The following is a 19,405-nucleotide window of genomic DNA, read 5'->3' on the forward strand; positions in this document are numbered from 1 at the left end:
GGTCACCCCTTCGTGCTCCGCTACGCGCTCGTCCGAGGAGCCCTGCTCATCGCAGGGCTCCTCGTCTCGAGCGTGCTCATCTTCCTGACGCTGCGCGTCTTCCCCGGCGACGTCGCGCAGCTCATCGCGGGCACGCAGGCCTCCCCCGTCGAGGTCGAAGCCCTTCGCGAGTCCCTCGGTCTGAACCGTCCTCTGCTCGCCCAGTACACGGACTGGATCGGGGGGATCTTCCGCGGCGACCTGGGCACCTCGCTGCTGTCGGGGGCATCCGTCGGGGAAGAGCTGTTCCTCAAGGCCCAGGTCACCGTTCCGCTAGGGGTCATGTCGCTGCTGATCGCCGTGCTCATCGCCGTGCCCTTCGGAATCCTGGCCGCGCTCCTGCGCAACCGTCGCGGCGGCACCGCACTCAGCGTCGGTGCCCAGACGCTGGCCGCCGTACCCGTGGTGTGGGCCGGCATGATGCTCATCGTCGTGTTCTCGGTCTGGCTGGGGTGGCTTCCTCCGCAGGGCTTCCCCCGCACCGGCTGGTCGACCCCAGGGAAGGCGATCGAGTCCCTGTTGCTCCCCGCCTTGACGATCGGCATCGTCGAGGGGGCGATGCTCATGCGATTCGTCCGCAGCGCGACGTTGCAGGCCGCCGGGCAGGACTTCGTCCGCACTGCCGCGGCGAAGGGCCTCACCCGCACCCGCGCTCTCATCCAGCACGGCATCCCCGCCGTCGGCCTCTCGATCATCACGGTGCTCGGCCTGCAGGTGGCCGGCATCATCGTCGGCTCGGTGGTGATCGAGCAGCTGTTCACTCTTCCGGGGATCGGACGCATGCTCGTGGCCGATGTCGGCACCCGCGACCTCATCAAGGTGCAGAGCGAACTGCTGGTGCTCACCGGCTTCGTGCTGGTCGTGGGCTTCCTGGTCGATCTCCTGCACCGCGCGATCGACCCTCGGCAACGGGAGGCCGCATGATTCCGCGCTGGCTCGACCGACTCTGGGCCGCCTCGACAGGGCGCTTCGGGATCATCGTCGTCGCGGTGATCGCCGTCACCGCTCTCGTGTCGCTGTTGTGGACGCCGTTCGACCCGCAGGCCTCGGACATCGGCGACCGCTGGCTGCCACCGAGCTGGCCGCACCTTCTCGGCACGGACGACACCGGACGCGACATCCTGAGCCTGCTGATGGCGGGGGCACGCACGACGGTGTTCGTCAGCGTGGGCGCCGGCATCGTGGCCACCGTGGTGGGCATCGCCCTCGCCGCGCTCGGAGCGCTGACGACGCGCTGGCTGCGAGAGACCGTCGCCGTGCTCGTCGACATCCTGATTGCCTTTCCCGTGCTGCTGATCGCCATGATGATCTCCTCCGTCTGGGGTGGTTCGCTCTGGGTCGTGATCTGGGCGGTGGGCATCGGATTCGGCGTGAACATCGCGAGGGTCACCCGGCCGGAGCTGCGCCGCGTGCAGCAGAGCGACTTCGTTCTGGCCGCGCGAGCCGCAGGACTCACTCCCTCCCAGAGCCTCGTGCGCCACCTGCTTCCGAACGTGGCGCCGGTCTTCATCGTGCAGCTGTCGTGGTCGATGGCCGTCGCCGTCCTCGCCGAAGCCGGGCTGTCCTACCTGGGCTTCGGCGCTTCCGTGGTCGAGCCGAGCTGGGGCCTGCTGCTCGCCGATCTCCAGCGGTACATCGGGGTGCATCCGCTCTCGGTCATCTGGCCAGGACTCACGATCACGATCACCGTACTCGCCCTCAACCTGCTGGGCGACGGCCTGCGCGAGGCGACCGATCCCACCCTGCGGCATCGCGCCGCCGAGATCCACACCCCGGGGGTGGTCGCATGAGCCTGTCGGTGCACGACCTCGTGATCGAGATCGACGGACGAACGGTGGTCGACGGCGTCTCCTTTGACGTGCCGGACGGCGCTCGACTCGGTCTGATCGGCGAATCCGGCTCCGGCAAGTCGCTCACCGCCCTCGCAGTGCTGGGCCTGCTCCCCGACGGCGCGACCGCGAGCGGCAGCATCCGCTGGGACGGCACCGAGTTGATCGGGATGCCCGATCGCGAGCTCGCCCGCCTGCGCGGCGACGACATCGGCATCGTGTTCCAGGAACCGCGCACCGCTCTGAACCCCATCAGGACGGTCGGTCGGCAGATCGCGGAGTCGATCCGCATCCATCAGGGACTGGGCCGCCGCGAGGCCAGGGAGCGGGCGATCGTCGAGGCCGCCCGCGTCCGGCTGCCCGATCCCGAGTCGATCGTCGACCGCTACCCCCATCAGCTCTCCGGCGGCCAGAGGCAACGCGTCGCCATCGCGATGGCGCTGGCCTGTCGCCCACGCCTGCTCATCGCCGACGAGCCGACGACCGCGCTCGACGTCACGATCCAGGCCGAGATCCTCTCCCTGCTGCTGTCCCTCGTCGCCGACGAGGGGATGTCCCTCGTCTTCATCACCCACGACCTCGCCGTGCTCGCCCAGGTCGCGACCGAGGGCGTCGTGCTCGAACACGGGCGGGTCGTCGAGGCCGCTCCGGTCTCGACCCTCCTGTCGACCCCTGCGTCCCCGGTCACCCAGGGACTGCTGCGAGATGCGACGGCGACGCTATGGCGACCGGACGGGGACGCCTGATGAGCCTGATCGAAGCCCGCGGACTCGGACGGGACTTCTTCGCCCCGAAGCGCTCCGCCTTCGAGCGCACCCGGACCCAGACCGCCCTGGCCCCCACCGACCTCGATGTCGTCGAAGGATCATCCGTCGGCATCATCGGCGAGTCCGGATCGGGAAAGTCCACCCTGGTGAGACTGCTCCTGGGGCTCGACCGAGCGACCTCCGGAACCGTCCGCATCGACGGTCGCGCGGTGGACGCCACAGCCTCGGCGAAGTCTCTGCACTGGCTGCGCCGGGAGACCGGGCTGGTTTTCCAAGACCCCTACGCGTCGCTCGATCCCCGCATGACGGCCGGTCAGATCGTCCGAGAACCGCTCTGGGCACTCGGCGTCGAGGGCGACCACCGTGCGCGGGTCCGCGAGGTGCTCGCGCAGGTGGGTCTGGAACCGGAGATGGGCGACCGCTACCCGCACGAGTTCTCGGGCGGGCAGCGGCAGCGGATCGCCCTCGCGCGGGCGATCGTGCATCGCCCGCGGATCCTGGTGGGCGACGAACCGCTGTCGGCGCTCGACGTGACGGTGCGTGCGCAGATCCTCGACCTGCTGATCGAGCTGCGACAAACGAGCGATCTGACCCTCGTGCTCGTCTCGCACGACATCGGCGTCGTGCAGAACCTGTGCGACACGGTGGTCGTGATGAAAGACGGGCGGATCGTCGAACGCGGCTCCACGACGGACGTGCTCCTGCACCCGGAACAGGACTACACGAAGAAGCTCCTCGCGGCGATCCCCGTGATCCCCGGCTCTCCCGGGCGGTGATCCGACGCCGGTTCGAGTGGACGCCGACGGTCAGCGCCGCGCGCCGAACAGACTCCCCCGTCGCCGTCCTGTGGGCTTGAGCACGCGGCGCATGTAGACGGTGCCGAGGTCGCGGCCGAACTTGTATCCGACGCGCCCCATCCGTCCGGCCTCGATGAAGCCGAGCTTCTCGTGCAACCGGATCGACGCCTCGGCGCCGTGGTCGCTGATGACCGCGACCATCTCGCGCAGCCCGATCTGCTCGCAGGCGTCGATGAGCGCCTGCAACAATGCTGCCCCCAGACCCTTTCCCCCGGCGCCGGGACCGAGGTAGATCGAATCCTCGACCGTGTACTTGTAGGCGTTCTTGCCCGCCCAGGGCTGCGCGAGCGCGTAGCCCAACACCTCACCGCCCGGCGACACCGCGACGAGGAACGGCAGCTGCAGCCTGGTCAGCAGCGCGTACTTGTCCCGCCAGTAGGGGATGCTGCTGCGCCGCTCGTCGAGCGTCACGGCCGAGTTGCTCACGAAGTGGTTGTAGATCTCCCGCACGTGAGGGAGGTCTGCGGGCCGGGCAGCACGGATCGTGTAGGAGAAGACCTCTGGGGCAGGTGCGGGCCGAAGATGGCGCGGCAGAACGCGGCGACGGTCCCCCGGCTCGAACTGCATGCGCTCAGCTTAGAGACGGACCGGCTTCGCCTTCCACTCTCCAGTCGACCGGATCGGCTCCCTGCTCCTCGAGCAGCGCGTTCGCGCGCGAGAACGGGCGGGAACCGAAGAAGCCGCGACGGGCCGAGAGCGGAGACGGATGCGCCGATACGATCACCGGCGTCTCGCCCAGGAGGGGCTGCAGGTTGGCCGCATCCTTGCCCCACAGGATCGCGACGAGGGGCTGATCACGGGCCACGAGCGCGCGGATCGCGAGCTCGGTGACCTTCTCCCACCCCCAGCCGCGGTGCGAGGCGGCGACGCCCGGGCGCACCGTGAGCACGCGGTTCAGCAGGAGGACGCCCTGTTCGCTCCAGGCGGTGAGGTCTCCGTGCGGTGCCGGCGGGATGCCCAGGTCGCTCTCGCGCTCCTTGTAGATGTTCGAGAGGCTGCGCGGAAGCGGCCGCACATCACGGTCGACGGCGAACGACAGCCCGATGGGATGCCCGGGAGTGGGATACGGATCCTGCCCGGTGATCAGCACGCGCACGTCCGAGAGAGGACGACGGAAGGCCCTGAGCACGTTCTCGCCGGAGGGCAGGTAGCCGTGGCCCGCCTCCTGCTCGGAGCGAAGGCGTTCCCCCAGAGAGGTGATCGTGTCCTGGACCGGGACCAGTGCGTCCGCCCAGCCGGCGTCGATCCGACCGTCCGTGGCGAGCTCTGCCAGGGTCTGCGCCATCGTCAGTCGATGGACCGCACGCGCAGCGGACCGCGGGCGAGCAGATGCTGCGCCGACTGGGCGACAGGGCGCATCGTGATCAGATCGAGGTTCACGTGGCCCGGGGACTCCAGCGCATAGGCGATCACATCGGCGACGTCGTCGGCGAGGAGCGGGGCGTCCACGCCCGCATACACGGCTTCGGCCGCGACGGAGTCGCCACCCAGTCGGTTGAGCGTGAACTCCTCGGTGTGCACCATTCCCGGTGCCACCTCGACCACACGGATCGGCTCGCCGTTGAGTTCCTGACGCAGGACCTTCACCAGCATCCCCTCGGCGGCCTTCGCGGCGTTGTAGCCCGCGCCCCCGGCATACGCGTTCTGCGCGGCAGTGGAGGTGACGAAGATCGTGTCGGCATGGCCGTCGGCGGCGGCCGCGCGGCGCAGCAGCGGAAGCAGACCGGCGACGAGGCGCTGACTGGCCAGGACGTTGGCGTCGAACATCCACTGCCAATCCTCGACCGAGGCGTCCTCGATGCGGTCGGTGCCGCGGGCGCCGCCAGCCACCTGCACCAGCGCGTGCACCGGACCCGAACTCTCGAGCTCGCCCACGAGCGCCTCGACGGCCGCGGCGTCCGTGAGGTCGCAGGCGATCGCCGAGGCTCCGGTCTCCGCGGCGAGAGCTGCGAGTCGATCCTCGCGCCGCGCGACGCCGACGACGTCCCATCCCCGGGCGCGCAGCGCACGCACCGTCGCTGCGCCGATGCCCGAACTCGCACCTGTCACCACTGCACGTCTGTTCACCATGCCTCCACCGTACGGCGTTATCCCCGGATCGCGGACTCCCCCACGGGGCTGTCGCGGATCCCTCAGCCCCGTGATTCCGGGCCTCCGCTCTGTTACGTCACATTTCCCGCCTGTTGTTGACACGCACCGATATTCCGTACTCTCGCAGCAACGGCATCCGCCACCCGACCTTCCGACCACTTCTGGGGGAACCACATGTCCGCACCCGAGTCCTGGCGTTTCGAGACCAAGCAGATCCACTCGGGCGCTGCCCCCGACCCGGTCACCAAGGCACGTGCCACGCCGATCTACCAGACCACCTCCTACGTGTTCGACAGCGCGGACCACGCCGCCAACCTGTTCGCCCTCGCGGAGTTCGGCAACATCTACACCCGCATCCAGAACCCGACGCAGGACGTGTTGGAGCAGCGTCTCGCCGCTCTCGAAGGCGGCACCGGAGCCCTCGTCCTCGCCAGTGGCCAGGCCGCATCGACCTTCGCGGTCCTGAACATCGCCGAGGCCGGCGACCACTTCGTCGCCTCCAGCTCGATCTACGGCGGCACGTACAACCTCTTCAAGTACACGCTCGCGAAGCTCGGTATCGAGGTCACGTTCGTCGAGAACCAGGACGACCCCGAGGAGTGGCGTCGCGCGGTCCGCCCGAACACGAAGCTGTTCTTCGCGGAGACGATCGGCAACCCGCAGATCAACATCCTCGACATCCGCACCGTCGCCGACGTCGCGCACGAGAGCGGCGTCCCGCTGATCGTCGACAACACGATCGCCACCCCGTACCTGATCCGTCCGTTCGAGTTCGGCGCCGACATCGTCGTGCACTCGGTGACGAAGTTCCTCGGCGGCCACGGCACGACCATCGGCGGCGTCATCATCGACGGCGGAAAGTTCGAGTGGTCGAAGAACGTCGACAAGTTCCCCGGCCTCACCGTGCCGGACCCCTCGTACCACGGCGCCAGCTACACGGCCGCGGTCGGCGACGCCCTCGCCTACATCATCAAGGCCCGCGTGCAGCTGCTCCGCGACCTCGGCTCGGCGATCGCCCCGCAGAGCGCCTGGAACCTCATCCAGGGAGTCGAGACCCTGTCGCTGCGCATCGAGCGTCACGTGCAGAACGCCCAGGAGATCGCCGAGTGGCTCGACAGCCGTGACGACGTCGCGACCGTCAACTACTCGGGCCTGCCCTCGTCGCCCTGGTACGCCAAGGCGAACGAGTACGCCCCCAAGGGCGTCGGCGCTGTGCTGTCGTTCGAGCTCAAGGGCGGAGTCGAGGCGGGCCGCGAGTTCGTGAACAGCCTGTCCCTGTTCAGCCACCTCGCCAACATCGGCGACGTGCGCTCGCTCGTCATCCACCCCGCATCCACCACCCACGCGCAGCTGACGCCCGAGCAGCAGCTGACCGCCGGCGTGACGCCGGGCCTCGTCCGCCTCTCCGTCGGCATCGAGAACGTCGACGACCTCAAGGCCGACCTCGACCAGGCTCTCGCCGCGGCACGCCGCGTGTCGGAGGCTGCGCGCGCCTGACCCGCTCGCACTGCGAAGATGCCCCGGAGCTCACCGCTCCGGGGCATCTTGGCGTGCACGGCTCGCTCGTCCGGCTGACCCACAGGCGGTTCCGTCGAGAATGGGATACCGCCGTGAGGAGAGCATGATCGACGTCGAAAACCGACCGCCGCGCATCCGGCGATCCGCCACCGCCGCCGCACGGTGGATCGCCGTCGCCAGCGCCGCGCTGCTGCTGATCGTGGCCTGCGGCTGGATCCCGGGTGTCGTGGGCACAGCGGTCGCGGCCGTGCTCCCCTGGCTCGGACTCGTGCTGCTCGCACTGGTGGTCGCTGCGCTTCTCCGCGCGCGCAGGGTGATCGTGCTCGTCCTGGTCCCTGCCCTGCTGTGGGTGCTCGCGATGGCACCGGCGTTTCCCGGGCTCCCCGGTCAGACGAGCGCGGAGCCGGCATCCGCATCCGCGTTGACGGTCGTGAGCCAGAACGTGCGCGCACGATCCGGTGGAGCCGCCGCGTCCGCGACCGAGCTCGCGCAGAGCGGTGCCGACGTGATCGCGCTCGTCGAGCTCGACGGAGACAGCCTCTCGGCCGCTCAGAACGCCCTCGCCGCCGACTACCCGCACTCGTACACGGTCGGAACCGTCGGCGTCTGGAGTCGCTATCCGCTCGCGAACGCCGAGCCGCTCACTCTGGGGCTCAGCTGGAAGCGGGCGCTCCGCGTCGAGGTGCAGGCCCCGTCGGCTCCGGTCGCCGTGTATGTGCTGCACGCCGCATCGGTCCGGCCGGGACACCAGCAGGACCGCGACACGATGCTGAGCGGAATCGCGGAACAGGTCGCCGTCGATCCTGCAGAATCGCTCCTCGTCGTCGGCGACTTCAATGCGCCGTCGACGGATCCGAGTCTGTCCGCTCTGCGCGCGGAGGCCGACGGAGCGCGTCCGACCGACGGGACGCTCGGGTTCACGTGGCCCGTCGCCTTCCCCCTCGTGCGCATCGACCAGGTGTTCGTGCGCGGTCTCGACGTCGTCACCTCGACCACGATGCGGGCGGGGAACAGCGATCATCTCGCCACCCTGACCCGAGTGCGCTGACCCGAGTGCGCTGGGCCCGACGTCTCGATCGGCAGTCTCAGCGGCGCCGCACGCAGGTCGGATCGTAACCTGCCACCGACAGGCTCCGCACCAGGCGAGAATGGGGACATGGACTGGCAGACGACCTCCGAGGACACGGTGCCTTCGGCACCCGTGACGGAGGCCGACGTCCGGCTGCTCCGTGCCCGCCCGCCGGCGACCGGCGCATGGCGAGACGGAGACCCTGTGGGAGGGCGACGCTTCGCCGCCTCCGGTCCCTTCTCCACCGAGAGCGGTGCGCAGCTGCCCGCCATCCGCATCGCCTACGAGTCCTGGGGCGAGTTGAACAGCGCCCGTGACAACGCCGTCCTGGTGCTGCATGCGCTCACCGGAGACAGCCATGTGCGCGGCCCCGCGGGCGCCGGTCACCCCACCGGCGGCTGGTGGGAGGACATCACCGGTCCCGGTGCTCCGCTCGACACCGACCGCTGGTTCGTGATCGCCCCGAACATGCTGGGAGGCTGCCAGGGTTCGACGGGGCCGGCAAGCGTCGCTCCCGACGGCTACGAGTGGGCGTCACGGTTCCCGTACCTGACCATCCGCGACCAGGTCGCCGCTCAGGTGCGCCTCGCCGACGCTCTGGGCATCGAGAGCTGGGCAGCCGTGATCGGCGGCTCCATGGGAGGCATGCACGCGCTGGAATGGGCGGCCACGCATCCCGAGCGCGTGCGGCGACTCGCTGTGCTCTCGTCGCCACCGGTGACGACCGCCGACCAGATCGCGCTCAACACGGTGCAGCTGGAGACCATCCGGATGGATCCGCGATTCCAGGGCGGTGAATACTACGATCTCGGTGACGGCGACGGTCCGCACCGCGGCCTCGCCTTGGCACGGCGCATGGCCCTGCTGAACTACCGCAGCCCGATCGAGCTCAACCAGCGCTTCCAGCGATCCTGGCAATCGGATGTCTCGCCCCTCGGCCACGGCGGTCGCTTCGCGGTGGAGTCGTACCTCGACTTCCACGGCAACAAGTTCACCCGCCGGTTCGACGCGAACAGCTACATCACGCTCGTCGAGGCCATGAACTCGCACGACGTGGGCCGCGGGCGCGGTGGCGTCGAGGAGGCGCTGCGTGCCGTCACCGCGACCACGCTGGTGCTCGGCATCGACAGCGACCGCCTCTTCCCCGTCGACGGGCAGCAGCGCATCGCGCGCAGCATCCCGAACGTCATCGACGACGAGGCGGTGGTCATCACCAGCGACTTCGGGCACGACGGGTTCCTCATCGAGACCGAGGCCGTCGGCACGAACCTGCGCCGTCTGCTGGACAGCTGATCCCGCCCGCTCAGGTCTCGATGAACCGCCACGGCAGGGCACCGGCTTCCAGGCGTCCCTGATCCCAGGTGAAGGCGCGGCCGGCGTCGGAATCGAGCACCCTGGTCCGGAACAGCTGCGCGACGCCACTCGCCGCCACGGCAGCGGCGACATCGCCGAACACCGAGAGCTGGTGGAGGGTGATCCACGTCGGGGGATACAGCGTCCACTCCCCTGCCGCGTGTCTGGCGAGCGCCTCCGCCGGCCGCACCCAGGCGATCTCCGCGACCTCCTCCGCAGAAGGCGAGGGCTCCTCATCCGGCGCCTCCGCCAGGAAGAACCACGTCCGGATGCGGGTGGGGGCCTCGAGCGGCGGCTGCCACTGCGACAGCGGCACGAGATCATCCACCGCGAGCCCCACCTCCTCGCGGGTCTCCCTGATCGCGGCGCGGCGGGCGTCTTCGGCCTCGTCGTCGCCCTCGCGCACGTCGCCGGGCTCGACCTTGCCCCCGGGGAAGACCCAGGCTCCCGCGAAGGACCCGCGATCGGGGCGCCGCATCAGCAGCAGTTCGAACCCCGGGTCCGCTGCGCGCAGCACCACGACGGTGCCGGCGACGGGCAGGGACGACTCGGGGGCGCTCACCCCGTCACTCTACGACGCGACCAGCTCCGTCGCCGCAGCGCGACGCTCTTCGACGCGATACGACAGCAGCGCGATCAGCAGGCCGGCCCCGGCGAGCACTCCCCCCGTCCACGCCGGTGCGGTGAAGCCCCAGCCCGCGGCGATCACGACGCCGCCGAGGAACGCGCCCAGGCTGTTGCCGATGTTGAGCGCCGAGTGGTTCATCGCCGCCGCGATCGACTGGTTGTCGCCCGCCACGTCCATGAGCCGCGTCTGGATCGTCGGGCTCAGCACCGACGACACGAAACCGACCACGAGCACCACCGCGGCCAGGCTGACGATCCAGAACGAGAGGAAAGCCAGCAGCGCGAAGACGACGGCCATCGCGGCGAGGCCGAACAGCAGCGTGCGGCGCAGGTCGATGTCGGCGAGGTGACCGCCGACCAGGTTCCCCGCCGTCATCCCGAGTCCCATCAACACGAGGACGATCGGCACCACCCATTCCGGTGAACCGGAGACCTCCGTCACCAGCGGGGCGATGTAGCTGTAGACGGCGAAGAATCCGCCGAAGCCGATGGCTCCGACACCGAGCGTGAACCACACCTGCGGGATGCGGAACACCCGCAGCTCCTGGCGCATCGTGCGGCCGGGGTCTCCGGGATGCTCCGGGACGAAGACGGCTATGCACAGCGTCGCGAGAGCGAACACGAGCGCCACGACCGCGAAGGCGGAGCGCCAGCCCCACTGCTGTCCGAGGAACGTTCCCAGCGGCACGCCGATGACGTTGGCGACCGTGAGCCCGGTGAGGATGAAGGCCACGCCCTTGGCACGGTTGCCCGGTCCCATCACATCGGCGGCGACGAGCGCTCCGATGCCGAAGTAGGCGCCGTGCGGAAGCCCCGCGAGGAAGCGGGACGCGGCGACGAGCTCGAACGTGGGCAGCACCACCGTGAGCGCGTTGAACACCGTCAGGGCGAGGGCCAGCACGATCATGACACGATGCCGCGGATAGCGGGCGACGAAGCCGGCGATGGTCGGCGCACCGACCACCACGCCGAGCGCGTACAGCGAGATCAGCCAGCCGGCCTGGCTCAGGGCGTCTTCCCGACTGGTCGCCCAGAGCGAAGGCAGCAGGTCGGCGGCGATGTTGGGCAGCAGACCCATGACCACGAATTCGGTCATGCCGATGCCGAAGCTGCCGATGGCGAGAGAGAGGAGCGCCCACTTCGCCGCACCCCTCGATTGCGTCGAGGGATTCACCGCATCAGCTTAGCGGCCGTCCCTGGTGCGACCGCCCGCCCGGTCCGCTCTCGCGTCATGAACACGTCCACGTCGTCTTGCGAGTCGACGACGAACCCGTGACGCTCGTAGAGGCTGCGCGCCGGACTGCCCTGGAGCACATTGAGCCGGTACAGCTCGTCGTCATCGAGGATCATCGCCAGGACCCGGCTGCCGACGCCCCTCCCCTGGTGCGAGGCGTCGATGTAGAGGTGCTCCAGCCAGAAGGCGTCTCCGTCGGGGCGGAGGGCGACAGAACCGACGTCCGCGGCGTCCACGACGATGATCCGCGTGTACGCCGGCTCGAACGCATCGCGGAACCGCTGCCGGACGCGCGTCTGGTCGTAGCGCCCCAGCCGCTCCAGGTCGGCGCGGAGCACATCGGCCCGCAGCTCGGCGATCCACTCCGCATCCTCGGCGAGCGCCGATCGGAGAACGACCGACGAGAGCGAAACGGGATCAGTCACCGGACTCCTCGACGGCTGCCTCCTCGATCGCGCTCTCCAGACGTTCGATCTTCGCGTCGAGCTCTCCGGAGTACCCCGGGCGGATGTCGGCCTTGAGCACGAGCGAGACCCGCGACCCGAACGGCATGACCGCTTCGGTCGCGCGCTTCACGACGTCCATGACCGTGTCCCAATCCGGGCCCTCGATCTCGGTGAACATGCTCGTGGTGCGGTGCGGCAGCCCCGATTCGCGCACGACGCGCACGGCAGCGGCCACCGCGTCGTGCACGGAGGCGTCGGTGCGCTCTGCACCATCGGCGGGGGTGCCGCTGGGGGCGACGGAGAAGGCGATCAGCATGGGTTCACTCCTGGGTGCGGGGATGACGGACGGGCACCCGCACGAGAGCGCGGATGCCCAGGACGAGCAGGACGACGAGAAGCACGTTGCGCACGGTGAGCACGGCGACGGAGAGGGCATCGGCCCGCAGCAGCGCGTCGTAGCCGAGCGGATAGACGAGGCAGGTGAGCAGACAGAGGGCGAGGACGACGACGGCCGGTGTGCGTGCCCTCACCCGATCGAGCACGAGCCACAGGATGACCGGGGCGATCAGCCAGGTCTGGAACTGCGGTGAGCCGACCTTGTTGGTGACGATCAGCAGCGTCACCAGCGTGAGAGCGAGCGGAGGGAACAGCCGCGGGAACGTCGCACCGCGCACCGCCTTGAGCGCGCCCACCGCGGTGACCGCCAGCACGGAGACAGCCATGAGCGGTGTGAGCGCGGCGGCGACGGCATCGACACCGGGCGCGGTGATCTGGAAGGTCAGGATCTCGAAGCTGTACTCGATACGGGCGGCCCCGGCGACCGCGAGCCACAGGAAGGGCGTGGCGGCCACGGCTTCGATCTGCAGCCCTCGTCCGGTCTGCTCCGTCAGGAACCCGAGGATCTCGGTGTCCGCTCCGAGCAGCAGCAGCGTCGCGACGACGCCGGCGGTGACCACCGCTGCGGCGAACAGCACCCGCATCCGTGCCCGGAGCGCGACGACGGCGGCGAGGACGAGCGCACCGGGCCAGATCTTGATCCAGGCGCCGATCGTGAGAAGCGCGGCGCCGACCGCCGGCCGCGACACCAACCAGAGTCCACCGATCACGGCGATCGGAACGGTGATCGCATCGATCCGATAGAGCGCGATCGGCCCGAGCAGAAGCACGGCCGCACACCAGAACCAGGCGGCGATGCGTCGAGCGCGCGCGGGAGAGCGCCCGATGAGCACGCCGAAGGCGATCGCGTCGAGGATGACGACCAGGGCCGCCCACCCCACCAGGTACGCGCTGGACACGCCGAGCAGAGGCACCAGCGGCGCGGAGAGAGCGGCGGCGATGAGCATCGGCACGAGGGCGAGCTGGGGGTAGACCCAGGTCTCGTCGATGCCGACGATGCCTCCCCCGCTGAGCGCCGAGGTCGCCCAGGGCTCGTACACGAGCACGACATCGCCCATCGGCTGGCTGGGATACACCCAGCCGAGCCAGGCCGTGAGCAGGTGAACGAGGAGGAAGACGCACCACAGCGCGACCACTCTGCTCGTCGACGTGCGATTCACGCGAGGACGTCCGCGATCGCGTGCGGCAGTGCTGCCGCGACATCCATCGCGACGATCGGATGCCCCGCCGCACCGTCGCGCGTCCCGGCGGCGATCCGCCCGGCATGACCGTGCACCCACGCTCCCGCAGCGGCGACTTCGGCGATCGGCCGTCCGGGGTTCGCCGCGAGCACCGCACCCAACACCCCGGCGAGCACGTCGCCCGTACCCGCGGTCGCCAGCCATCCGGTCCCCGCATCCACGGCGATGACGTCTCCGTGGGGCGACGCGATCAGCGTGCGGGATCCTTTGAGCAGCACGGTGCCCCCGAGCCTGTCCGCCATGTGCTGCGCGGCCTGCGCACGATCCTCCTCGGCCGAGGAGACGCCGAGGCCCTCCTGCAGCCGTGCGAACTCGCGCGCGTGAGGCGTCACGAGGAACGGTGCCGTCGTCCCCTCGGCGAGATCGAGCGCACCGGCGTCGATGACGACGGCCGCGGGCCCGGTGAGGATGTCGCGCAGCGCGGTGGTCTCCGCGGCGCTGCGGTGCGTCGGGTCGGTCCCCGAGCCGATCACCCAGGCGTCGACGCGAGCGCGACCCGTATCCGCGCCGGTGACGGTCTCCGGACGCCGGGCGAGCACGGCATCGGCAACCCGCTCCGCCCCGATGTAGCGGACGAAACCGGCCCCTGCGCGCCATGCGGCCTCGACGCCGAGGACCGCGGCTCCGGGATAGGCGGGCGATCCGGTGCGAAGAGCCACCACACCGCGGGCGTACTTGTCGTCGTCCGCGGTGGGCACACGGAACAACCGCGCCGTGTCGCCGCGTGTCCACTCGCGCACTTCGACCATGACTCCACGTTAGTGCGACGGCCCGTCCTGCACCCGCCGAGCGGTAGCGTCGAAGCGTGAGTGTTCTCTTCTCCCCGCTGCGCATCCGTTCCGTCACCTTCCGCAACCGTCTCTGGGTATCGCCGATGTGCATGTACAGCGCAGAGGACGGCGTGGTGCAGGAGTGGCATCACACCCACCTCGCCCAGTTCGCCTCCGGTGGTGCCGGGCTCATCGTCGCCGAGGCGACAGCCGTCGTTCCCGAAGGCCGGATCTCGCCGCGTGATGTGGGCCTGTGGAACGACGCGCAGCGCGACGCCCTGGCCCCGATCGTCCGGGCGATCCACGATCGCGGAGCGCGTGCGGGGATCCAGCTCGCCCACGCCGGCCGCAAGGCGTCGACGTGGTGGCCCTGGGCTCCCGAGCGCGGGTCGGTGCCGGCGGCTGAGGGAGGGTGGACGACAGCCGCGCCGTCGGCCGTCGCCTTCGACGGCTTCGATGCGCCGGTCGCCCTCGACCTCGCAGGCATCGACCGCGTGGTCGAGGCGTTCGCCGTCGCAGCGCGGCGTGCGGTCGATGCCGGGTTCGACGTGCTGGAGATCCATGGCGCGCACGGCTACCTCCTGCACCAGTTCCTGTCCCCGCTGTCGAATCTGCGCGACGACGAGTACGGCGGATCGCTCGAGAACCGCGCCCGGCTGCTGCTGCGCGTGATCGACGCCGTCCGTGAGGCTGCGGGTGACGACCTCCCGCTGTTCGTCCGCATCTCCGCCACGGACCACGCCGATGGAGGCTTCACGCCCGAGGAGGCGGCGATCGTCGGCGACTGGGCGGTGCAGCACAGCGCCGACCTCATCGACGTCTCCAGCGGCGGCCTCGTCGCGCACCAGCAGATCAGCGTCTTCCCCGGGTACCAGGTGCCTCTCGCCGAGACCGTGCGTCAAGGCGGTCGGATCCCCGTGTCGGCCGTCGGTCTCATCACAGCGGCCGCCCAGGCCGAGCGGGTGCTCGCCGATGGCGCGGCCGATGCGATCTTCGCCGGACGGGAGTGGCTGCGCGACCCGCACTTCGCTCTCCGCGCCGCCCATGAGCTCGACGCCGACATCGCCTGGCCGCCGCAGTACGAACGCGCGCGCCTGCGCTGAGTCTCCTCGGCACGATGAAGGCCGCCGGTCCCCTGAGGGGTCCGGCGGCCTTCATCGTCGCGATCGACGATCAGCGTCCGCGGAAGCGACGGGTCGCGTCCTGCACCTCTCCGACCAGTTCCTCCAGGATGTCCTCCAGGAACAGCACAGCGGTGGTGTTCCCCTGTGCGTCGCGCACCTTCGCCAGGTGCCGACCCGCACGACGCATGACTGCGAGAGCGTCTTCCAGATCCGTGTCCTCCTGCACCGGCACCATGTGGTGGATGCGCTTGGCCGGAACCGGCTCGATCATCTTGGCCTCCGCGTCCGGGCCCTCGGATGCCCGAAGGATGTCCTTCAGGTGCACGTAGCCGATCGGCACGGACTCGTCGTCGACGATCACATAGCGCGAGAAGCCGTAGCGGGCGACCGCCTTCTCGATGTCCTCGGGCGTGGTCGACTGCGGCAGCGTCACCAGATCGCTCAGGGGAACGGCGACGTCGCGTGCCTTCTTGTCGGTGAACTCCACCGCAGCGGCGACGGTTCCCGCCGTGTCCATGAGCACCCCCTCGCGACGCGACTGGCTGACGATGGTCGCCACCTCGTCGAGCGTGAACGTGGATGCCGCCTCGTTCTTCGGCTCGACGCGGAACAGGCGCAGCACGCCGTTCGCGGCCGCGTTGAGCACCCAGATCACCGGCATGAACACCTTCGACACCCACACCAGCGGCGGGGCCAGGAACAGCACGGCCCGATCCGGCACCGAGAACGCCAGGTTCTTCGGCACCATCTCGCCGAACACCACGTGCAGGAACGACACGATCAGCAGCGCGATCGTGAACGAGACCGCGTCGACCGCGCCATCGGGCCAGCCGAGCGCGTGCAGCGGCACGGAGAGCAGGTGGTGGATCGCCGGCTCCGAGACGTTCAGGATGAGCAGCGAACAGATCGTGATGCCCAGCTGCGATGTGGCGAGCATCAGCGTCGCGTGCTCCATCGCGTACAGGGCCGTCTTGGCCGCGCGCGAGCCCTGATCGGCGAGAGGCTCGATCTGCGACCGCCTGGCCGAGATCACCGCGAACTCTCCGCCGACGAAGAAGGCGTTCGCGACAAGGAGCACGACGAGCCAGGCGAGTCCTCCCCAATCGCTCATCGGGTCACCTCCTCGTTGACGTCGTCGAGCGGTCTCGGAACGTAGCGCACCCGATCCACCCGTCGCCCGTCCATGCGCACCACCTGCAGCACACCGCTGTCGAGCGGCACCTCGTCGCCGACCGAAGGGACGCGCTCGAGCACGCTCATGACATAACCGCCCACCGTGTCGTACACGTCGCCCTCCGGCACTTCCACACCGGCACGACGACGCAGCTCATCGGGTCGCAGCTCACCGGGGAACGTGATGCCCTCCCGGTTGCGGATGACTCCGGCCCTGGTGCGATCGTGCTCGTCGGCGACCTCACCGACAAGTTCCTCGACGAGGTCTTCCAGGGTCACGAGACCCGCTGTGCCGCCGTACTCGTCCACGACGATCGCCAGCTGGTAGCCGCGGGCGCGCAGCTCCGCGATCAGGGCGTCGACGTGTACCGTCTCCGGCACGCGGAGCGGTTCCGTCGCGAGAGCGCCGACGGGGACCTCGGTACGACGATCGCGCGGCACGGAGATCGCCGCCTTGAGGTGCACGACGCCCATGATGTCGTCGAGGTCGTCGCCGTAGACCGGGAAGCGGCTGTGGCCCGTGCGTCGCGCGAGCTGGATGACGTCATCCACGGAATCGCCCGCGGCGATCGCGTGCATGCTCGGTCGAGCGGTCATCACGTCATCGGCCGTCAGCCGCGAGAACATGAGGGTGCGATCGAGCAACGACGCGGTGTCGGCCTCCAGCAGGCCCGCGTTGGCGGACCGTCGCACGAGCGAGGACAGCTCCTCCGCGCTGCGGGCGCCGGAGAGCTCTTCCTTCGGCTCGATGCCCATCCCGCGCAGCACGCCGTTCGCACTGCCGTTGAGCACCACCACGGCGGGCTTGAACACCGTCGTGAACGCGATCTGGAACGGGATCACGAGCTTCGCGGTGGCCAGAGGCAGGGCGAGGGCGAAGTTCTTGGGGACGAGCTCGCCGAGGATCATCGAGAGCACCGTCGCCACGAGCATGGCCACGATGGTCGCGATCGGCGCGACGGCGGCCTCAGGGATGCTCCAGGCGATGAAGGTCGGGCGCAGGAGGTTCGACAGCGCCGGCTCCATCGTGTAACCGGTGAGCAGCGTCGTCAGCGTGATGCCGAGCTGCGCCGCCGAGAGATGCGTCGACGTGTGCTTGAGAGCGCTGATCGTGAGCGAGAGCCGGGATTCACCGCGCGCCTGCCTGGCCTCGAGCTCGGCGCGATCGAGGTTCACCAGTGCGAACTCGCTCGCGACGAAGAGGCCTGTGCCGACCGTGAGCAGGAGCCCCACGCCCAACATGATGTAGTCCATCAGAGGTTCCTCTCCGGTGAGAGAGGCGGACAGTGGGGCGATGTTCTACAACTGGGAGGGTCGTCCATTATGCCGACGATTGTACCGAAGACAGCGGGGTGTGCGCTCGACGATCACCAGCTGACCGGCAGCGCCTTGCCCTCCTCGTAGCCGGCCGCCGACTGCAGCCCCACCACGGCGCGGTCGTGGAACTCGGGCACGGTCGCCGCCCCCGCGTAGGTGAAGGATGAGCGCACGCCGGAGGTGATCATGTCCAGAAGGTCCTCGATGCCCGGACGCAGCGGGTCGAGGTAGATCTTCGACGAGGAGATGCCCTCGGCGAAGAGCTCCTTGCGGGCACGCTCGTAGGCGTCGAGCCGACCGAAGCGCGCCTGGACCGCCTTGGTCGACGCCATGCCCCAGGATTCCTTGAACAGGCGCCCATCGGCATCGCGCTGCAGCTCCCCCGGCGCCTCGATCGTGCCGGCGAACCACGATCCGACCATGACGGACGCCGCACCGGCGGCGAGGGCGAGCGCCACATCACGCGGATAGCGCACCCCGCCGTCCGCCCAGACATGCGCGCCGAGCTCACGTGCCGCCTGGGCGGTCTCGAGCACGGCGGAGAACTGCGGGCGTCCGACCGCCGTCATCATGCGGGTGGTGCACATCGCGCCAGGACCGACGCCGACCTTGAGGATCGACGCTCCGGCGTCGACCAGGTCGGCCACGCCGTCGGCTGTGACGACGTTGCCCGCCACGACGGGCAGGCCGAGATCGAGTTCGGCGACGGCGCGCAGAGCCCGCAGCATGCCCTCCTGGTGGCCGTGAGCGGTGTCGACCACCAGCACGTCGACACCGGCGGCGGCGAGTGCCTTGGCCTTGGCGGCGACATCGCCGTTGATGCCGACGGCGGCAGCGACCGCGAGACGTCCGTCGGCATCGACCGCCGGACGGTAGAGCGTCGAGCGCAGCGCGCTGCGGGCGCTCAGCGTGCCGACGAGATGGCCGTGGTGCACGACCGTCACCATCTCGACGCCCGCGTCGGTGATCACATCGAACGCGTGCCGCTCCGAACCGATGTCGTCCGCGTCGATCGACGGCGTGCCGTGGTGCACCAGGTCGCCGAGCTGCGCGTCGGGAAGCGCCGTGGCCAGTCTGGTCGCGGGGAGGATGCCGAGGATGTGCTCGACGCCGATCGGCGCCGCGCCACGGGCGACCACGATCCCGTGGCCGCTGGCCGCCGGGAGCAGACGAAGCGCGTCGGCGGCCGATGCCTCCGGCGGCAGCACAAGAGGCGTGTCCCAGAGAACCGGCTGCGACTTGACCTCGCGGATCGCGGCGTCAAGATCCTGCAACGGCATGTCCTGCGGCAGGACACCGAGGCCGCCACGCCGCGCGAGCACGGCAGCGATGCGGGGGCCGGTCACGGAGTTCATGTTCGCGGCGACGAGCGGCAACGTCGCCGGTGTGCCGTCCTGCGGGGCGAGATCGACCTGCAGACGGCTGGTGACAGCGGATCTGCGCGGCACCAGGAAGACGTCGGAGTAGGTCAGATCGACGGTCGGCTGCTCTCCAGAGAACTTCATGCCTCCACGGTACTCAGATCGCGACGCGGTGGGCGCACGGCTTCGACGA

The 19,405-nt window shown here is 69.8% G+C and carries 20 protein-coding genes; 8 read left to right on the forward strand and 12 right to left on the reverse strand.

Annotation, left to right across the window (positions count from 1 at the left end; translation table 11 throughout):
* Positions 1–12: 12 nt before the first annotated feature.
* Genes ASC55_RS04455 through ASC55_RS04470 form a run of 4 tightly spaced genes read left to right on the forward strand, consistent with a single transcriptional unit; the run spans position 13 to position 3,411 of the window.
* Complete coding sequence (locus ASC55_RS04455; protein WP_055869054.1) at positions 13–963, forward strand: ABC transporter permease; 951 nt, start codon at positions 13–15, stop codon at positions 961–963.
* On the forward strand, positions 960–1,829 hold the full coding sequence (locus ASC55_RS04460; RefSeq protein ID WP_055869055.1) for an ABC transporter permease: 870 nt from the start codon (positions 960–962) through the stop codon (positions 1,827–1,829). Before ASC55_RS04455 ends, ASC55_RS04460 begins: the two co-directional genes overlap by 4 nt.
* The gene (locus tag ASC55_RS04465; RefSeq protein ID WP_055872927.1) at positions 1,826–2,614 is read left to right on the forward strand and encodes an ATP-binding cassette domain-containing protein; all 789 of its coding nucleotides are present in this window, start codon (positions 1,826–1,828) and stop codon (positions 2,612–2,614) included. Before ASC55_RS04460 ends, ASC55_RS04465 begins: the two co-directional genes overlap by 4 nt.
* Positions 2,614–3,411 (forward strand): ABC transporter ATP-binding protein, encoded by a 798-nt coding sequence (locus tag ASC55_RS04470; RefSeq protein WP_055873202.1) that lies wholly within the window; start codon positions 2,614–2,616, stop codon positions 3,409–3,411. The genes ASC55_RS04465 and ASC55_RS04470 overlap by 1 nt, the downstream gene beginning before the upstream one ends.
* Positions 3,412–3,441: 30 nt before the next feature.
* Here the strand turns inward: ASC55_RS04470 and ASC55_RS04475 are convergent, their stop codons facing one another.
* The 3 genes from ASC55_RS04475 to ASC55_RS04485 are packed head-to-tail and all read right to left on the reverse strand — an operon-like array spanning position 3,442 to position 5,562.
* Positions 3,442–4,059: a GNAT family N-acetyltransferase gene (locus ASC55_RS04475; protein ID WP_055872930.1), complete on the reverse strand. Its 618-nt coding sequence runs from the start codon at positions 4,057–4,059 to the stop codon at positions 3,442–3,444.
* 4 nt (positions 4,060–4,063) lie between these two features.
* Positions 4,064–4,777: a uracil-DNA glycosylase gene (locus ASC55_RS04480; protein ID WP_055872933.1), complete on the reverse strand. Its 714-nt coding sequence runs from the start codon at positions 4,775–4,777 to the stop codon at positions 4,064–4,066.
* Positions 4,778–4,779: 2 nt separating this feature from the next.
* A complete protein-coding gene (locus ASC55_RS04485; protein ID WP_200935138.1) occupies positions 4,780–5,562 on the reverse strand; it encodes an SDR family oxidoreductase in 783 nt (260 codons plus the stop codon).
* Between the two features lie 195 nt (positions 5,563–5,757).
* On the opposite strand from ASC55_RS04485, the gene ASC55_RS04490 reads away from it, so the two are divergent.
* The 3 genes from ASC55_RS04490 (at position 5,758) to metX (ending at position 9,463) form a co-directional block, all read left to right on the forward strand.
* Positions 5,758–7,080: a bifunctional o-acetylhomoserine/o-acetylserine sulfhydrylase gene (locus tag ASC55_RS04490; protein ID WP_017831068.1), complete on the forward strand. Its 1,323-nt coding sequence runs from the start codon at positions 5,758–5,760 to the stop codon at positions 7,078–7,080.
* Between the two features lie 124 nt (positions 7,081–7,204).
* Positions 7,205–8,149 (forward strand): endonuclease/exonuclease/phosphatase family protein, encoded by a 945-nt coding sequence (locus ASC55_RS04495; RefSeq protein ID WP_055872935.1) that lies wholly within the window; start codon positions 7,205–7,207, stop codon positions 8,147–8,149.
* 108 nt (positions 8,150–8,257) lie between these two features.
* The gene (gene metX / locus ASC55_RS04500; protein ID WP_055869060.1) at positions 8,258–9,463 is read left to right on the forward strand and encodes a homoserine O-acetyltransferase MetX; all 1,206 of its coding nucleotides are present in this window, start codon (positions 8,258–8,260) and stop codon (positions 9,461–9,463) included.
* 10 nt (positions 9,464–9,473) lie between these two features.
* Here the strand turns inward: metX and ASC55_RS04505 are convergent, their stop codons facing one another.
* The 6 genes from ASC55_RS04505 to ASC55_RS04530 are packed head-to-tail and all read right to left on the reverse strand — an operon-like array spanning position 9,474 to position 14,216.
* Entirely contained in the window at positions 9,474–10,085 is a 612-nt protein-coding gene (locus tag ASC55_RS04505; RefSeq protein WP_055872938.1) for an NUDIX hydrolase, read from the reverse strand.
* A gap of 9 nt (positions 10,086–10,094) precedes the next feature.
* Positions 10,095–11,324, reverse strand: coding sequence for an MFS transporter (locus ASC55_RS04510; protein ID WP_055872941.1), 1,230 nt, complete (start codon positions 11,322–11,324; stop codon positions 10,095–10,097).
* Entirely contained in the window at positions 11,321–11,809 is a 489-nt protein-coding gene (locus tag ASC55_RS04515; protein ID WP_055872944.1) for a GNAT family N-acetyltransferase, read from the reverse strand. Before ASC55_RS04515 ends, ASC55_RS04510 begins: the two co-directional genes overlap by 4 nt.
* A complete protein-coding gene (locus ASC55_RS04520) occupies positions 11,802–12,146 on the reverse strand; it encodes a thiamine-binding protein (RefSeq protein WP_055869064.1) in 345 nt (114 codons plus the stop codon). The genes ASC55_RS04515 and ASC55_RS04520 overlap by 8 nt, the downstream gene beginning before the upstream one ends.
* Positions 12,147–12,150: 4 nt before the next feature.
* The gene (locus ASC55_RS04525; RefSeq protein ID WP_235562528.1) at positions 12,151–13,386 is read right to left on the reverse strand and encodes a hypothetical protein; all 1,236 of its coding nucleotides are present in this window, start codon (positions 13,384–13,386) and stop codon (positions 12,151–12,153) included.
* Positions 13,383–14,216 carry an NAD(P)H-hydrate dehydratase gene (locus ASC55_RS04530; protein ID WP_055872948.1) on the reverse strand — a complete coding sequence of 278 codons (834 nt, stop codon included), beginning with the start codon at positions 14,214–14,216 and terminating at the stop codon, positions 13,383–13,385. Before ASC55_RS04530 ends, ASC55_RS04525 begins: the two co-directional genes overlap by 4 nt.
* A gap of 56 nt (positions 14,217–14,272) precedes the next feature.
* On the opposite strand from ASC55_RS04530, the gene ASC55_RS04535 reads away from it, so the two are divergent.
* Positions 14,273–15,340, forward strand: coding sequence for an NADH:flavin oxidoreductase/NADH oxidase (locus ASC55_RS04535; protein ID WP_055872951.1), 1,068 nt, complete (start codon positions 14,273–14,275; stop codon positions 15,338–15,340).
* A 70-nt stretch (positions 15,341–15,410) separates the two neighbouring features.
* Here ASC55_RS04535 and ASC55_RS04540 read toward each other — a convergent pair whose 3' ends face one another.
* The 3 genes from ASC55_RS04540 to ASC55_RS04550 form a co-directional block, all read right to left on the reverse strand.
* Positions 15,411–16,472: a hemolysin family protein gene (locus tag ASC55_RS04540; RefSeq protein ID WP_017831078.1), complete on the reverse strand. Its 1,062-nt coding sequence runs from the start codon at positions 16,470–16,472 to the stop codon at positions 15,411–15,413.
* Positions 16,469–17,788 carry a hemolysin family protein gene (locus tag ASC55_RS04545; protein ID WP_055872954.1) on the reverse strand — a complete coding sequence of 440 codons (1,320 nt, stop codon included), beginning with the start codon at positions 17,786–17,788 and terminating at the stop codon, positions 16,469–16,471. Before ASC55_RS04545 ends, ASC55_RS04540 begins: the two co-directional genes overlap by 4 nt.
* A gap of 113 nt (positions 17,789–17,901) precedes the next feature.
* On the reverse strand, positions 17,902–19,356 hold the full coding sequence (locus tag ASC55_RS04550) for a GuaB1 family IMP dehydrogenase-related protein (RefSeq protein ID WP_055869069.1): 1,455 nt from the start codon (positions 19,354–19,356) through the stop codon (positions 17,902–17,904).
* Positions 19,357–19,405: the final 49 nt, after the last annotated feature.

The sequence above is a fragment of the Microbacterium sp. Root322 genome (genome assembly GCF_001425645.1).
Classification (GTDB): domain Bacteria; phylum Actinomycetota; class Actinomycetes; order Actinomycetales; family Microbacteriaceae; genus Microbacterium; species Microbacterium maritypicum.

Bases quoted from the DNA above. Each gene is read 5' to 3' on its own strand.
- ASC55_RS04460 (WP_055869055.1), top strand. From the start codon at position 960: ATGATTCCGCGCTGGCTCGACCGACTCTGGGCCGCCTCGACAGGGCGC.
- ASC55_RS04465 (WP_055872927.1), top strand. From the start codon at position 1,826: ATGAGCCTGTCGGTGCACGACCTCGTGATCGAGATCGACGGACGAACG.
- ASC55_RS04470 (WP_055873202.1), top strand. From the start codon at position 2,614: ATGAGCCTGATCGAAGCCCGCGGACTCGGACGGGACTTCTTCGCCCCG.
- ASC55_RS04475 (WP_055872930.1), bottom strand. From the start codon at position 4,059: ATGCAGTTCGAGCCGGGGGACCGTCGCCGCGTTCTGCCGCGCCATCTT.
- ASC55_RS04480 (WP_055872933.1), bottom strand. From the start codon at position 4,777: ATGGCGCAGACCCTGGCAGAGCTCGCCACGGACGGTCGGATCGACGCC.
- ASC55_RS04485 (WP_200935138.1), bottom strand. From the start codon at position 5,562: ATGGTGAACAGACGTGCAGTGGTGACAGGTGCGAGTTCGGGCATCGGC.
- ASC55_RS04490 (WP_017831068.1), top strand. From the start codon at position 5,758: ATGTCCGCACCCGAGTCCTGGCGTTTCGAGACCAAGCAGATCCACTCG.
- ASC55_RS04495 (WP_055872935.1), top strand. From the start codon at position 7,205: ATGATCGACGTCGAAAACCGACCGCCGCGCATCCGGCGATCCGCCACC.
- metX (WP_055869060.1), top strand. From the start codon at position 8,258: ATGGACTGGCAGACGACCTCCGAGGACACGGTGCCTTCGGCACCCGTG.
- ASC55_RS04520 (WP_055869064.1), bottom strand. From the start codon at position 12,146: ATGCTGATCGCCTTCTCCGTCGCCCCCAGCGGCACCCCCGCCGATGGT.
- ASC55_RS04530 (WP_055872948.1), bottom strand. From the start codon at position 14,216: ATGGTCGAAGTGCGCGAGTGGACACGCGGCGACACGGCGCGGTTGTTC.
- ASC55_RS04540 (WP_017831078.1), bottom strand. From the start codon at position 16,472: ATGAGCGATTGGGGAGGACTCGCCTGGCTCGTCGTGCTCCTTGTCGCG.
- ASC55_RS04545 (WP_055872954.1), bottom strand. From the start codon at position 17,788: ATGGACTACATCATGTTGGGCGTGGGGCTCCTGCTCACGGTCGGCACA.
- ASC55_RS04550 (WP_055869069.1), bottom strand. From the start codon at position 19,356: ATGAAGTTCTCTGGAGAGCAGCCGACCGTCGATCTGACCTACTCCGAC.